General features: G+C 63.4%; 17 protein-coding genes. 4 read left to right on the top strand and 13 right to left on the bottom strand.

What is annotated here, in order from left to right:
• Window positions 1-30: 30 nt before the first annotated feature.
• A complete protein-coding gene (locus tag CXP40_RS14555) occupies window positions 31-897 on the top strand; it encodes an ion transporter (protein WP_106734325.1) in 867 nt (288 codons plus the stop codon).
• Between the two features lie 83 nt (window positions 898-980).
• The gene (locus CXP40_RS14550; RefSeq protein ID WP_099523101.1) at window positions 981-2,438 is read left to right on the top strand and encodes a DASS family sodium-coupled anion symporter; all 1,458 of its coding nucleotides are present in this window, start codon (window positions 981-983) and stop codon (window positions 2,436-2,438) included.
• Window positions 2,439-2,522: 84 nt separating this feature from the next.
• Here the strand turns inward: CXP40_RS14550 and CXP40_RS14545 are convergent, their stop codons facing one another.
• The 10 genes from CXP40_RS14545 to ccmA all read right to left on the bottom strand — a co-directional run bounded on the left by CXP40_RS14545 (window position 2,523) and on the right by ccmA (window position 9,836).
• Window positions 2,523-2,849 (bottom strand): hypothetical protein, encoded by a 327-nt coding sequence (locus tag CXP40_RS14545; protein ID WP_106734324.1) that lies wholly within the window; start codon window positions 2,847-2,849, stop codon window positions 2,523-2,525.
• Window positions 2,846-4,057, bottom strand: coding sequence for a c-type cytochrome biogenesis protein CcmI (gene ccmI, locus CXP40_RS14540; protein WP_106734323.1), 1,212 nt, complete (start codon window positions 4,055-4,057; stop codon window positions 2,846-2,848). The genes CXP40_RS14545 and ccmI overlap by 4 nt, the downstream gene beginning before the upstream one ends.
• Window positions 4,054-4,542 (bottom strand): cytochrome c-type biogenesis protein, encoded by a 489-nt coding sequence (locus CXP40_RS14535; protein ID WP_106734322.1) that lies wholly within the window; start codon window positions 4,540-4,542, stop codon window positions 4,054-4,056. The genes ccmI and CXP40_RS14535 overlap by 4 nt, the downstream gene beginning before the upstream one ends.
• Window positions 4,539-5,078 (bottom strand): DsbE family thiol:disulfide interchange protein, encoded by a 540-nt coding sequence (locus tag CXP40_RS14530; protein ID WP_106734321.1) that lies wholly within the window; start codon window positions 5,076-5,078, stop codon window positions 4,539-4,541. Before CXP40_RS14530 ends, CXP40_RS14535 begins: the two co-directional genes overlap by 4 nt.
• Window positions 5,075-7,048, bottom strand: a complete 1,974-nt coding sequence (locus tag CXP40_RS14525) for a heme lyase CcmF/NrfE family subunit (protein ID WP_106734320.1) — start codon at window positions 7,046-7,048, stop codon at window positions 5,075-5,077. Before CXP40_RS14525 ends, CXP40_RS14530 begins: the two co-directional genes overlap by 4 nt.
• The gene (gene ccmE, locus CXP40_RS14520) at window positions 7,045-7,533 is read right to left on the bottom strand and encodes a cytochrome c maturation protein CcmE (RefSeq protein WP_106734319.1); all 489 of its coding nucleotides are present in this window, start codon (window positions 7,531-7,533) and stop codon (window positions 7,045-7,047) included. The genes CXP40_RS14525 and ccmE overlap by 4 nt, the downstream gene beginning before the upstream one ends.
• Window positions 7,530-7,706, bottom strand: a complete 177-nt coding sequence (gene ccmD, locus CXP40_RS14515) for a heme exporter protein CcmD (protein WP_079783423.1) — start codon at window positions 7,704-7,706, stop codon at window positions 7,530-7,532. Before ccmD ends, ccmE begins: the two co-directional genes overlap by 4 nt.
• Entirely contained in the window at window positions 7,703-8,458 is a 756-nt protein-coding gene (locus CXP40_RS14510; RefSeq protein WP_106734318.1) for a heme ABC transporter permease, read from the bottom strand. The genes ccmD and CXP40_RS14510 overlap by 4 nt, the downstream gene beginning before the upstream one ends.
• 65 nt (window positions 8,459-8,523) lie before the next feature.
• Window positions 8,524-9,195 (bottom strand): heme exporter protein CcmB, encoded by a 672-nt coding sequence (gene ccmB, locus CXP40_RS14505; RefSeq protein WP_037002833.1) that lies wholly within the window; start codon window positions 9,193-9,195, stop codon window positions 8,524-8,526.
• Window positions 9,192-9,836, bottom strand: coding sequence for a cytochrome c biogenesis heme-transporting ATPase CcmA (ccmA, locus tag CXP40_RS14500; protein WP_106734317.1), 645 nt, complete (start codon window positions 9,834-9,836; stop codon window positions 9,192-9,194). The genes ccmB and ccmA overlap by 4 nt, the downstream gene beginning before the upstream one ends.
• 204 nt (window positions 9,837-10,040) lie before the next feature.
• Between ccmA and CXP40_RS14495 the strand changes: the two genes are divergently transcribed.
• On the top strand, window positions 10,041-11,570 hold the full coding sequence (locus CXP40_RS14495; RefSeq protein ID WP_106734316.1) for a flagellar hook-length control protein FliK: 1,530 nt from the start codon (window positions 10,041-10,043) through the stop codon (window positions 11,568-11,570).
• Entirely contained in the window at window positions 11,567-11,917 is a 351-nt protein-coding gene (locus tag CXP40_RS14490; RefSeq protein ID WP_106734315.1) for an EscU/YscU/HrcU family type III secretion system export apparatus switch protein, read from the top strand. The genes CXP40_RS14495 and CXP40_RS14490 overlap by 4 nt, the downstream gene beginning before the upstream one ends.
• A 58-nt stretch (window positions 11,918-11,975) precedes the next feature.
• On the opposite strand, the gene CXP40_RS14485 is transcribed toward CXP40_RS14490, so the two are convergent.
• From CXP40_RS14485 to CXP40_RS14475, 3 genes are all read right to left on the bottom strand, one after another.
• A complete protein-coding gene (locus CXP40_RS14485) occupies window positions 11,976-12,389 on the bottom strand; it encodes a DUF2802 domain-containing protein (protein ID WP_099523112.1) in 414 nt (137 codons plus the stop codon).
• Window positions 12,390-12,392: 3 nt separating this feature from the next.
• Complete coding sequence (locus CXP40_RS14480) at window positions 12,393-12,872, bottom strand: chemotaxis protein CheW (RefSeq protein ID WP_003243242.1); 480 nt, start codon at window positions 12,870-12,872, stop codon at window positions 12,393-12,395.
• Window positions 12,873-12,967: 95 nt separating this feature from the next.
• Window positions 12,968-13,771, bottom strand: coding sequence for a CheW domain-containing protein (locus CXP40_RS14475; protein ID WP_106734314.1), 804 nt, complete (start codon window positions 13,769-13,771; stop codon window positions 12,968-12,970).
• Between the last annotated feature and the right edge of the window lie 48 nt (window positions 13,772-13,819).

Genomic DNA, 13,819 nt, shown 5'->3' with positions numbered 1-13,819 from the left:
TGTGCCCTTTCGCTTGATTTGGACCTTGCCATGGAAAACCGGCAGAGCTGGCGCCAACGCCTTTACATCATCATTTTCGAAACCAGCACACCGACGGCGCAGCGCTTCGACAACTGGCTGCTGGTGACCATCCTTGCCAGCCTCGTGGTGGTGATGCTCGACAGCATCGAGCACTTCCACAACCAGCACGCTGCTGTGTTCGGCGCGCTGGAGTGGTTTTTCACCGCGCTGTTCGCCATCGAGTACGGCTTGCGCCTGTACAGCTCGCCGAAGCCGATGCGCTATGCCTTCAGTTTCTTCGGCCTGGTGGATCTGCTCGCGGTGCTGCCTGCGATCCTGGCGTTGGTGTTCGCCGATGCGCAGTACCTGATGATCGTCCGCGTTATCCGCATGATCCGTATCTTCCGTGTGCTCAAGCTGCGCCAGTACCTGACTCAGGCCAACTTCCTGCTGGTAGCGCTGCGCGGCAGCAAACAGAAGATCGTGGTGTTTCTGGTATCCGTCTCGACCCTGGTCACCGTATATGGCGCGCTGATGTATGTCATCGAAGGCCCGGCCAATGGCTTCACCAGCATTCCCACCGGTATTTACTGGGCGGTGGTGACGTTGACCACGGTAGGTTTCGGCGACATCACTCCGCAAACCCCCGTAGGCCAGATGCTCGCTACGCTGGTGATGATCACTGGCTACTCGATCATCGCCGTACCTACCGGTATTTTCACCGCCGAACTGGCCAACGCCATGCGCCAGGACGGTCTTATGGAGCACGACTGCCCGCATTGTCGCAAGAACCGTCACGAGTACAGTGCGGCGTTCTGTAGCCGCTGCGGTGGGCCGCTGTTCAGCAGACAAGTCGAGCAGTCAGCGTCGTCGCAAAACACACCTGAAACAGACTGAGGCAAAACCGATCGGCCAGCGCGTGGTCATAAAGTCGCCCCCTGGGCTATAAAGCCCGCCTTTTTAGTTTAAGGAAGCGCGCCATGGCCGTTACCACCAATGAATCCACGGCACCTGCCAAGGCTGCCTGGATTGGTCTGATTCTGGGCCCCTTGCTACTGCTCGTCTGCCTGGTCACCGAGCCGCCAGCCGGCCTCTCCAGCACCGCCTGGGCCACCATCGGCCTGACCCTGCTGATGGCCACCTGGTGGTCGACCGAAGCCATTCCGATCCCGGCCACTTCGCTGCTGCCGATCCTTTTGATCCCGGCACTGGGCATCGACAGCCTCAATGCCGCCACCGCACCCTACGCCAATCCGACCATCTACCTGTTCCTCGGTGGTTTTGTTTTGGGCCTGGCGATGGAGCGCTGGAACCTGCACAAGCGCATCGCGCTGATGACGCTGCTGGCCATGGGCAGCAAGCCGAGCCGGCAAATCGCTGGGTTCATGATGGCAACTGCTTTCCTCAGCATGTGGGTGAGCAACACTGCCACCACCATCATGATGCTGCCTATCGGCCTTTCGGTGATCGGCATGCTCACCAGCGAGAAGAGCACCGGCGAAGCCGATCGTGAGCGTTTCGCCACTGCCTTGCTGCTGGCGATTGCTTACGCCGCCAGTGTCGGTGGCATCGCCACGCTGATCGGCACCCCGCCGAATGCCTTGCTGGCCGCCTTCCTCGCCGACAACTATGACGTACAGATCGGCTTCGGCCAGTGGATGCTGCTCGGCGTGCCAGTAGCCGTGATCATGCTGGCGTTCATCTGGTGGTGGCTGACCCGTGGCGGCTTCAACCTGGCCGGACATGACAGCACGCAACTGATCCGCAGCGAACTGGCCGAACTCGGCCCACTGAGCCGCGGCGAGAAGCTGGTGGCGCTGGTGTTCGTGGCCACGGCACTGGCCTGGGTGTTTCAGCCGCTGATCGGCGAATGGGTATCGGGCGTCAACGACACCAGCATCGCCATCGCCGCGGCGCTGGCGCTGTTCATCATCCCGGTGGACACCAAGCAACGCGTGTTCCTGATGAACTGGGAAAGCGCCAGCAAACTGCCCTGGGGCGTGCTGCTGCTATTCGGCGGCGGCCTCTCGCTGGCGGGTGTGATTCGCAGCACCGGCCTGGCCGAGTGGATCGCGCAAAGCCTCGGCGCACTGAGCGCCCTGCCGGTGATCGCGATGATCGGCGTGGTGGTACTGGTGATCATCTTCCTGACCGAAGTCACCTCCAACACCGCCACCGCTGCCGCCTTCCTGCCGCTGCTGGGGGCGCTAGCCGTAGCGCAGGGTATGCCGGCCGAACTGCTAGCGATTCCTGCCGCCATCGCCGCCAGTTGCGCCTTCATGATGCCGGTGGCAACGCCGCCCAATGCCATCGTGTTCGGCACCGGGCACATGAAGATACAGTCGATGATCAAGGCGGGCTTCGTTCTCAACCTGTTCGGCGTGGTGCTGGTGACGCTGATCTGCTATCTGCTGGTAGGCATGATCTGGGCGCATTGAGCACGAATCACAGCCAACGAAAACGGCGCCTTCGGGCGCCGTTTTCGTTAGAAATGCAAAGCGGGTGAAACCCGTCCTACGGGATCAGCGGTTCTGGTACTGGCGAAACAACCCTGGCGGAATGCCCGAGCTGTCGGTGTCCTTCCACGGCCCGCCAGCTTGCGACGACCAGCTCCAGCCGCCGTCCCAGCGATAGAACACACGCTCGCGGTAGTAGAGATCCCGCGCGCCTTCGACGACGTAGACACCCAAGCCCGGATTCCAGTGGCTCTTCACCCCAGGCGGCGGTGCGTAGCGCGGGTGCGATGGCTGCTGTACTGGTGGCAAGTCACCCACCGGCGCGCTCGGTTGCTGCAGTACGCAGCCACTCAGGCCGAGCCCGAGTGCGCAGGCCAGCGCCAGGCGCTTCACTGGGTCTGCCCGTCGCGGCTGTCGATCAGCAGCGCCTGAACGTCACGGGCGGTGTTGGAAACCGGGCCAGTCTGGCCGGTCCATTCGCCCTGGGTAGCGTTACCCGCGCGGGACACACGCGCCACCAGCTGTACCTGGTCGAATCGGGAAATCTTCAGTTCGGGCATCATTGCATCCACGTCGGAGAGGCTGATCTGCACTGGCAGGTCGGAGACCTTAAGGCGTTTGACTGCCAGCGGCATCGGCGGGCCACTGAGTGCTCGGGCGAAGACGAATACGGCATCGTCCGGCTGCACGTTCTGCTGCACGTCGGGCGACAGCGACACGCTGACCTCGAGCGCATGCACCTTGGCACTCGGCGCTGCTGCCGCACTGGGCTGCTCGCCCTCGCCCATCTGCTGACGGGCGCGCTCGATACCACCGGCGATGGCCGCGCGCGACGGGTCCTGCTCCGGCAGCACGGCGACCAGACGCTCCCAGTAGCGCACGGCATCAGCATAGCGCTGGTTTTCATAGGCGGCGATACCAAGCAGGCCCAGGCTGGTGACCTCTTGCGGGTCAGCCTTCAGCGCTTCATCGGTGAGCGTCTGCATCTGCTCGCTCCACTGCTTGCCTTCAGCGAAGTACAACGCCTGCGCCCACTGGCCGAGCAGCTCCGGAGCGCGTCCGGCAATCTCCACGGCACGCTCGAACGCCTTGGCGGCATCGCCAGCGCGCTCCTGCGCCATGTAGGTGCGACCGAGGAAGTACCAGGCCTCGGCGGAGTCTGGCTGCTGCTGGACAGTCTGTTCCAGGCGCGCAGTCATTTCCTCGATGCTCTGCGGCTGCGCAGCGGCCATTTGGCGAGTCTGTACAACCTCATCGACCGCACCCCAATGCAGGTACAGGGCCACGCCCAGCACAGGTACCAACAGCGCCGAAACCAGCGGAATCTTGCCGCCGAGCACGCTGCTGCGGCGCTGCACGCCTTCGGTGTCATCGAGCAGCTCGCGTGCCGCCTCGGCGCGACCGGTCTCCATTTGCGCGTCATCGAGCACGCCGGCCTGGCGCTGGGTTTCCAGCTCCTGCAAGCGCTCCTGATAGAGGGTGACGTTGAGTGCAGTACGGTCTTCTTCGGCCTGCAGCTTGCGAATACGCAGAACCGGAATCAGAAGAAACGCCAGGGCAGTCAGCAACAGCAGCCCGGCGGGCAACCAGAAATCAATCATCGGTCTTTCTTGTCCTGAGAGGCTTGTTCGAGCAACGCGGCGAGGCGCGCCTGCTCATTGGCGGAGAGGCCAGCGGCTGGGTGATTCTTCTGCTCGCTGCGGCGACGCAGAACGATCACTCCGAGCACGCCGAACCCCAGTACCAGCAGGCCGGCCGGGCCATACCAAAGCAGCAGCGTGCGGCTGGTCAGCGGCGGTTTGTAGAGCACAAAATCGCCATAGCGCGAGACCAGGAAATCGATGATCTCGTCGTTGCTCTTGCCTTCTTCGAGCATGCGGAAGATCTCATTGCGCAGGTCCATGGCGATCGGCGCATCGGAATCGGCGATGTTCTGGTTCTGGCACTTCGGGCAACGCAGCTCTTCGACCAGATTGCGATAACGCTGGCGCTCGGCCTCGTTGGCGAACTCGAAGGTATCGATGGCGGCATGCGCGCTGGCCAGTAGACCAAGCGCCAAACCGGCAGAAATCAACAGGCGCTTCATGGCTGTGCCTCGTCGACCAGTTGCTGGTAGATCGGCGCCAGCTGCTCGCGCCAGACGCGCTCGTCGATGGTGCCGACGAATTTGTGGCGAATGATGCCCTTGGCATCGACGAAGAAGGTCTCCGGCGCGCCGTACACGCCCAGATCCAGACCGAGGCTGCCCTTGGCATCTTCGATATTGAGCTGGTAGGGGTTATGCAGGTCGCGCAGCCACTTCTGCGCCGGCTCGCGCTGATCCTTGTAGTTGACCCCATGGATCACCACGCCAGCCTCGGCCAGCTTGTTCAGCACCGGATGTTCGTGACGGCAGGCCGGGCACCAGGTGGCCCAGACGTTGACCAGTGCAGGCCGGCCCTTGATGTCGGCCTCGCTGAGGGTACGCTCAGGATCGTCCAGCGACGGCAGGCTGAAAGCCGGGAACGGCTTGCCGATCAGCGCCGACGGCAGTTCGGATGGATCAAGGAACAGGCCGCGATAGAGGAATACGGCGATCGCCAGAAAAGCCAGCAGCGGCAACAGCAGGAGCAGGCGTCTCATGCGCTGGCCTCCTGCATGCCAAGGGCTTCACGCACGCGGGTTCTGACCTTGATCCGGTAGCGCTTGTCGGCCGCGGCGAGGAAGCCACCGAAGCCCATTAGCAACGCACCCAGCCAGATCCAGCGGACGAACGGCTTGATGTGAATGCGTACGGCCCAGGCGCCCTGCTCCAGTGGCTCACCGAGGGCGACGAACAGGTCGCGAGTGAAGCCAGCATCGATGCCCGCCTCGGTCATGGTCGCTTGCTGCACGGTGTACAGGCGCTTTTCCGGGTGCAGCACCTTGATCTGCCGCTCGCCATCGAACACACGCACCGTGCCTTTATCGGAAATGAAATTGGGGCCCTCGTGATGCACGGCGCCGTCGAACTGGAAGCGATAGCCGGCCAGCTCCACGGAATCACCCGGCGCCATACGCAGGTCGCGCTCGTAGCTGCCAAGGCTGGTGAGCACCACACCCAAGGCGCATACGGCGAAACCGAAGTGCGCCATCTGCATGCCCCAGTAGCTTCGGCTCAGGCTCGGCAGCCCCTTGATCAGGCCCTTGTGGCGCGTCTTGTCGAGGATGTCACGCACGCCTGCCAGGATCACCCAGAAGGCCAGCAAGCAAACGGCCAGAACGGCCCAGTGGAAATCGCCGTGCAGGAAGGTCGCGATGACCGCCAACACCACGCTGGCCACCAGCACCGGCGCCAGCATGCTGCCCAGCCATTTCAGCGGGGTGTCCTTCCAGCGCACCAGCACGCCGACGCTGATCACCGCCATCAGCAGTGCCATCAGCGGCAGGAACAACGCGTTGAAGTATGGCGGGCCAACCGACAGCTTGGCGCCGGTCAGCGCATCGAGCACCAACGGGTAGAGGGTGCCGAGCAGAATCATCGCGGCCGACACCACCAGCACGATGTTGTTGACCAGCAGCAGCGTCTCACGCGACCACAGGCCGAAGCCGACCTGGCTCTTGACCACCGGCGCGCGCACGGCGAACAACGCCAGCGAACCGCCCACCACCACCAGCAGGAAGGCGAGGATGAACACGCCGCGCTCCGGATCGGTGGCAAAGGCGTGTACCGAAGTCAGTACGCCGGAGCGAACCAGGAAGGTACCCAGCAAGCTCAGGGAGAAGGCGGCGATTGCCAGCAATACGGTCCAGCTCTTGAATACCCCGCGCTTCTCGGTCACGGCGAGGGAGTGAATCAACGCGGTGCCCACCAACCAGGGCATGAAGGACGCGTTCTCTACCGGGTCCCAGAACCACCAGCCACCCCAGCCAAGCTCGTAGTAGGCCCACCAGGAGCCCAGGGCGATACCGATGCCGAGGAAGGCCCAGGCGATGATGGTCCACGGACGCGACCAGCGCGCCCAGGCGGCGTCCAGCTTGCCGCCAAGCAAGGCGGCAATGGCGAAGGCGAAGGCCACCGAGAAGCCGACATAGCCCATGTACAGCATCGGCGGATGCACGATCAGGCCGAAGTCCTGCAGCAGCGGGTTGAGGTCGCGGCCATCAACCGGCGAGTTCGGCAGCAGGCGCTCGAAGGGGTTGGAGGTAACGATCAGGAACAACAGGAAGCCGACACTGATCATGCCCATCACCGCCAGCACGCGTGCAAGCATCTCTTCCGGCAGGTGGCGCGAGAAGATCGCCACGGCGAAGGTCCAGCCGGCCAGGATCAAGGCCCACAGCAGCAAGGAGCCTTCGTGTGCACCCCACACCGCGCTGAACTTGTAGTACCAGGGCAGCGCGCTGTTGGAGTTGTTGGCCACGTAGGCGACGGAAAAATCGTCGACCATGAAGGCATAGGTCAGGCAGATGAAGGAGAACAGCAAAAAGGCGAACTGACCCCAGGCTGCCGGCTGCGCCAGGCTCATCCACTGGTGGTCACCACGCCAGGCACCGATCAGCGGCAGCGTCGCCTGTACCAGACACAGGCACAGCGCCAGGATCATCGCCAGATGGCCGAGCTCGGGGATCATTGTGCACTCTCCTGCTGATAGCCCTGTTTGGCGGCTTTGGCCTCATTGTGCTTCTGCATCATTCCGCTCTTTTCCAGCGCCTGCATGACTTCAGGCGGCATGTAATTCTCGTCGTGCTTGGCCAGCACCTCGTCGGCTACCAGCACGCCCTCTTCATTGACCCGGCCCAGGGCGACGATGCCCTGCCCTTCACGGAACAGATCCGGGAGGATGCCGTGGTAGCGAATGGTCACGCCGTGAGCGCCGTCGGTGACGACGAAGTCGACTTCCAGAGTATCGGCGGAACGCTTCACCGAGCCCTCTTCCACCAGGCCGCCGGCACGGATGCGGGTATCGACCGGCGCCTCGCCATTGGCGATCTGGCTCGGGGTGTAGAACAGGTTGATGTTCTCCTGCAGCGCGGTCAGCGCCAGCGCAACGGCGATGCTGACGCCGCAGAGGATGGCCAGAACGATATACAGGCGTTTCTTGCGAACCGGATTCACTTCGACTTCTCCCGGCGCAAACGGCGCGCCTCGTCTTGCAGGTAACGGCGGCGCGCCAGGATCGGCAGCACCACATTCAACGCCAGGATCGCCAGGCTGATGCCGTAGGCGCTCCAGACGTAGGGGCCATGGGTACCCATGGCAAGGAATTCGGAAAAGGAAGAAAAGCTCATGCCTTGCCCTCCACCAGCGCCTGTACTTCGGCTTTCACCCAGCTGCTGCGCGCTTCGCGCTTGAGCACTTCCAGGCGCATGCGATAGAGCAGCACGGCACCGAAGAAACAGTAGAAACCCAACACCGCCAGCAGCAGCGGCAGCCACATTTCCACCGGCATCGCCGGCTTTTCGGTGATCTTGAAGGTGGCGGTCTGGTGCAGCGAGTTCCACCACTCCACCGAGTACTTGATGATCGGAATGTTGACCACACCGACGATGGCCAGCACGGCGCAGGCCTTGGCGGCGCTGTCGCGGTTGCTGATGGCGTTGCCCAGGGCGATCACGCCGAAGTAGAGGAACAGCAGGATCAGCATCGAGGTCAGGCGCGCATCCCACACCCAATAGGTGCCCCAGGTCGGTTTGCCCCAGATGGCGCCGGTAAGCAGCGCAATAGCGGTCATCCAGGCGCCGATGGGGGCAGCCTGTTGCACGGCGACGTCGGCCAGCTTCATCTTCCAGACCAGGCCGACCAGGCCAGCAATAGCCAGGGTCACGTAGATGGACTGAGCGAGAAAGGCGGCAGGAACGTGGATGTAGATGATGCGAAAGCTGTTGCCCTGCTGGTAATCAGGCGGCGCGAACGCCAGGCCCCAGATCAGGCCAGCGGCGATCAGCAACACGGCAGCGATGCTGAGCCAGGGCAGCCAGCGGCCGCTCATCTCATAGAACCACTTGGGCGAACCCCATTTGTGAAACCACGTCCAGTTCATGCTCGACTCATTATTCAGGCCTGATCCGGCGGTTGCCCGGTTCAGAGGTCAATCACGGTTCGTTGTTATTCGCCGACGCTGATGGTCAGACCGGCGGCAATCGCAAAAGGTGTCAGGGTCACCGCCAATGCAGTGAGGCTGGCCAGCCATAACAGATGGCCGGTCGCCGGCAGTCCTTGCAGGGCCGCCTGCAACGCCCCGCTGCCAAGAATCAGCACCGGGATGTACAGCGGCAGAATCAACAGCGCCAGCAGCAGACCGCCGCGCTTGAGACCGACGGTGAGCGCCGCGCCCACCGCACCGAGCAGGCTCAGCACCGGGGTGCCGAGCAGCAGGGAAATCAGCAGCACCGGCAGACAACGCCCAGGCAAGCCGAGCATCAGCGCCAGCAAGGGCGCCAGCAGCACCAGCGCCAACCCACTGAACAGCCAGTGTGCCAGCACCTTGGCCAACACCAGAAGAGGCAGGGGGTGCGACGAAAGGACCCACTGTTCGAGCGAGCCGTCCTCGAAATCACTGCGGAAAAGCCCGTCCAGCGAGAGCAGCACGGCCAAAAGCGCCGCAACCCAGACCAGGCCAGGGGAAAGGGTTTGCAACAATTGCGTCTCTGGTCCCACCGCCAGCGGGAACAGCGCGATGACGATGGCGAAGAACACCAGGGGGTTGGCCAGATCGGATGGGCGGCGAGCGAGCAGGCGCATTTCGCGCGACAGCAGCTGTGTGAAAACGTTGCTCATGCGGCGTATTGCCCCAGATCCAGGTCGCGATAGGTCGCCGGTGTGCGCTGCAGACTGTGGTGAGTGGTCAGCACCACGACGCCACCACGTTCGCAATGGCCGGCCAGGTGCGCTTCGAGTTGCGCCACGCCACTCTTGTCCAGTGCGGTGAAAGGTTCATCGAGCACCCACAACGGCGGCGTATCGGCCAGATAAAGACGCGCCAGCGCGACGCGGCGCTGTTGGCCGGCCGACAGGGTATGACAGGGAACGTCCTCGAAACCGCGCAAACCGACCGCTTCCAGCGCCTGCCAGATCGCCTCGCGACTGGCCGGGCGATGCAGCGCGCAGAGCCAGGCCAGGTTCTCTTCGGCGCTTAGCAGGCCCTTGATGCCGGCGGCATGGCCAATCCACAACAGGTTGCGCGCCAACTCGCTGCGCTGCTCGGCCAGAGTCCGGCCCTGCAGGAGGATGTCACCGGAGGTCGGCTGACGCAGGCCCGCGATCAGCCGTAGCAAGCTGGTCTTGCCGCTGCCGTTGGGGCCGCTGATCTGCAACATGTCGCCCGGCTGCAGGGCGAAGTGCAACTGCTCGAAGAGCATGCGCCAGTCCCGCTCACAGCTGAGCGCCACGGCTTCGAGAAGGGGAACGGGACGGGTCATCGATACCTGGCAGGGTTAAAGTCGACGGTGCTCCGGCCGCTATACTGACGCGTGCCGGAACTACTATGCGCAGCGGGGCGGCATTATACATGGCGCGCCACTGTCCCCGCAGTCAGCATTTTCGACAGGGTGTTAATCTGTCGCAAGCAAATCGGCCGTAGGCTGTACTCGTGAAGCAGTGCGCCATCAGACACGTGAGAGCCCATGAGCGAAATCAGCAGCCCACGCCCACTTCCCCCTTCCGCGCCGGTGATTCGCAACACTGCGACCGCCGCAGACATGGCTGTGCGCCTGTTGCAACCACTGGAAGGCATGCTGGCGGCCGGCGAAAGCGCCAAGGCCGAAGTCGTGGCAATTCGCGAACAAGCGCACAGCTTCCAGCTGCTGCTCAAACTGACCCTCGCCGGTGGCAAACAGGCGACTCTGCAAGCCGAAAGCCCCAGGCCACTGGCCCAGGGCAGCGCGCTGGTGGTCACCGCACTGTCCGAGACTCGCCTGGCGCTGGCCTTGCAGGCTGGCGGTGACAAGCCGCTGACCAGCCTCGACCTGCAGCAACTGCCGCCCGGCACACTGGTGCAGGGCAAGGTCGTCAGCAACGCTCCGCTGCCGACACAGAATGCGCAGACGATCTATCGCCTGGTGGTCAACCTGCTCAACACTCCGCTGGCGGGCAACAAGCTGGCCATCGACAGCCCCTTGAATCTGCCGCTCGGCAGCCTGCTCAGCGCGCAGGTACAAGGCAGCCAGAGCCTCGCCTTTCTGCCGCTCAGCGGCCGCCTGGATCAGTTGGTGCTGGGCCAGCAACTGGCCGCCCAGCAGAATCGTCAGGCCTCGCTGGAGGGCTTGTTCAAGGGCCTGCAGAACCTGAGCGGTGGCGATGAGGCGCTACGCGGCAGTATCGACAAGCTGCTTGCAGCCCTCCCCGATAGCACCCAGCTGAGTACCGCCAAAGGCCTGGCGCAGGCACTCGAAGGCAGCGGTGTGCTGCTCGAAGCCAAACTGCTGCAGGGCCAGACCGGCTCATTGCCGCAGGACCTGAAGGCCAACCTGCTGCGCCTGATCGCCCAGCTGATGCCGCAACTGCCAGGTGTCTCCGGCCCCCTTGCCGGCCTGCAGAACGCCCTCAACCAGAACCTGCCCAACCTGGCTCGGCAACTGCTCGGCGCAGGCGCTACCGGGGCGGCACGCCAACAGGCGCTGACCTTTCCCCTGCCCTCGCGCTTGCTGCAGAACATGGACGGCGAAGCCGACCTGGAAACCCTGCTGAAGCTCGCCGCTGCAGCCGTCTCACGGCTGCAGACCCATCAGCTATCGAGCCTGGCGCAAACCCAGGTGGATGCCAACGGCAACCTGCTGACCACCTGGCAGCTGGAGCTGCCCATGCGCCACCAGCAGGAAGTGATTCCACTGCAGATCAAACTGCAGCGCGAAGACAGTGGCAAAGCGGAGAAAGCGGAGCAGAAAGAAACGCTCTGGCGCGTGGAACTGGCCTTCGACCTTGATCATCTTGGCCCGCTGCAGGTTCGCGCCCAACTACTGCGCGGCAGCCTCTCCAGCCAACTGTGGGCCGAACACGCCGCTACCGCATCGCTGATCACCGCCGAGCTGGGCAACCTGCGTGAGCGCCTGCTAGCCGCAGGACTGGAGGTTGGCGAACTGGCCTGCAGCCAGGGCATGCCGCCGCAAGGACCGAAAACCTCGCTGGAACAACGCTGGGTGGACGAAACCGCATGAGCCGCAAGCCGCAGTCCGAAGCGCGTCAGGCCATCGCCCTCAACTATGACAGGCACAACGCACCGATACTCAGCGCCAAGGGTGATGACGAACTGGCCGAAGCCATCCTCGCCATCGCTCGCGAATACGAAGTACCGATCTATGAAAATGCCGAGTTGGTGCGTCTGCTGGCGCGCCTCGAACTGGGCGATGCCATTCCTGACGCGCTGTATCGCTGCATTGCCGAGATCATCGCCTTCGCCTGGCACCTGCAGGGCAAGACACCGGAGGGTTTCACTCCGGCACAGGAAAGCGAGCGCGACGTCACCCCGCCACTCCCCCGCCTGAGTGGGCCGGCTGCCGATTAATGGGAACCCGCCAGAACGCGTTGAGTGACCGGCAGAAAGAGCTTCGCGGCCGCAGCGCTTAGGCTTTCTTGGGTCGATGCAGCCGGCTGATCAGCTCGGCCTCGGCCGTGCTGAGGCCGCAGGACTGGGTGAGATCGTCGACGCTGGCGCCCATGCCAACCAGGCGAGCGGCCTGGGTGAAGGACAGACTGTTGGGATCGCGCTGCTCGATCTGGCTGACCTTGTCCGGCAGCGGCGCCACCACACGGCGCAGCTCATGCAGCTCTTCGCCCATGCGAATGCTGCCGGTCAGGTAGGCGTCGAGACGTTTACTCAGCTCCCTGATCCGCGCATCGCGCACGGCGTCACGCTTGGCCTGTTCGTCCAGCAGGCGTTGCTGGTTGCGGTACAGGCCTTTGCAGACGATGCCCAAGGCCACGCATAGCAGCGCCACGAAGGCCAGGGCCGCGGCAAGCATGGCGAATTCGGACATGGCTCAGATGCTCTCCAGCTCCGACCACTCTTCCTCGGACATCATCTTGTCCAGCTCGACCAGAATCAGCAGTTCGCCGTTCTTGTTGCACACGCCCTGAATGAACTTGGCCGACTCGTCATTGCCGACGTTCGGTGCAGTCTCGATCTCGGACTGACGCAGGTAGACCACTTCGGCCACGCTATCGACCAGAATGCCGACCACTTGCTTGTCCGCTTCGATGATGACGATACGGGTGTTATCGGTGACCGGCGCCGAACCCAGGCCGAAACGCTGGCGGGTATCGATCACGGTGACCACATTGCCGCGCAGGTTGATGATGCCCAGCACGTAGCTCGGTGCACCCGGCACCGGAGCGATCTCGGTGTAACGCAGGACTTCCTGCACCTGCATCACGTTGATGCCGTAGGTCTCGTTGTCCAGGCGAAAGGTCACCCACTGCAGAATCGGATCTTCGGCACCTTGTGCAGAACTTTTCTTCATGTCCCTAGCCTCGTCAAAAACCGCTCAGTGCGGCATGCGCGGGTCGACCCGCTTGTCATCAACTATAGAGCCCGTTGGCACAGGCCCACCAATTCTCAATGCAGTTTTCCGCCATTCAGGCGCTTCGCCCCACCGCTGGCGATCAGTTCAGCCAATGCCGCCACGTCGAGCAGCGCGCACATGTGCTCGATCACCGTGCCAGCCAACCAGGGACGCTGGGTACGCTGGCTGCGCCACTTGACCTCGCTCGGGTCCAGGCGAATCGAACGGCTGACCTGATGCACCGACAACCCCCACTCGTAGCCCTGCACCGAAATCACGTACTGCAGACCCTCGCGGAAGTCCTCTCGGTAACGGTCTGGCATCACCCAACGGGCGGTATCCAATACCTTCAGGTTACCGGCCTGGCTCGGCAGGATGCCGAGAAACCAGTCCGGCTGACCAAACAGCGGAGTCAGCTCCTGGCCTTCGAGCGGATAGATCGAGCCCAGGCAAATCAGCGGCACGGCCAGGGTCAACCCGGCAACGTCGAACAGCAGGCATTCGAACGGCTCCTCGGCCCAGGCAGGACGACCATCGGCCAGGAGCGCAGCCGACTGCGGCGCCAGCTCGGCAGCGGGAGCAACTACTGGCAGTGCCTCATCGATGACCGGAGCCTGTATCGGCGCGAGTAACTCGACCGGCGTAACGTCCGCCTGTACCTGCGGTTCGATCACGCTAGCGAGTACCACTGGCTCGACCAGCCGCGCATCGCGCACTTGCTCCTCGAGCACTGCAGCCTCGAATTCGTCGAGGCTGACGGACATCTCCAGTTCGGCGGCAGCTTCCTGCAGCAGCCCATCGAGGTAGGACTGCAGAGCCAGCTGGGAACGCGTAGCGGTGGCGAGGTTACGACTCATGACTGGAACCCGGAATAAGATCTTGACAGCCTATCGGCCGCGGCATGC

It is taken from the genome of Pseudomonas sp. YY-1 (assembly GCF_002843095.1).
Classification (GTDB): Bacteria; Pseudomonadota; Gammaproteobacteria; order Pseudomonadales; family Pseudomonadaceae; genus Aquipseudomonas; species Aquipseudomonas sediminis_A.
This window is presented reverse-complemented; position numbering and strand designations above follow the sequence as displayed.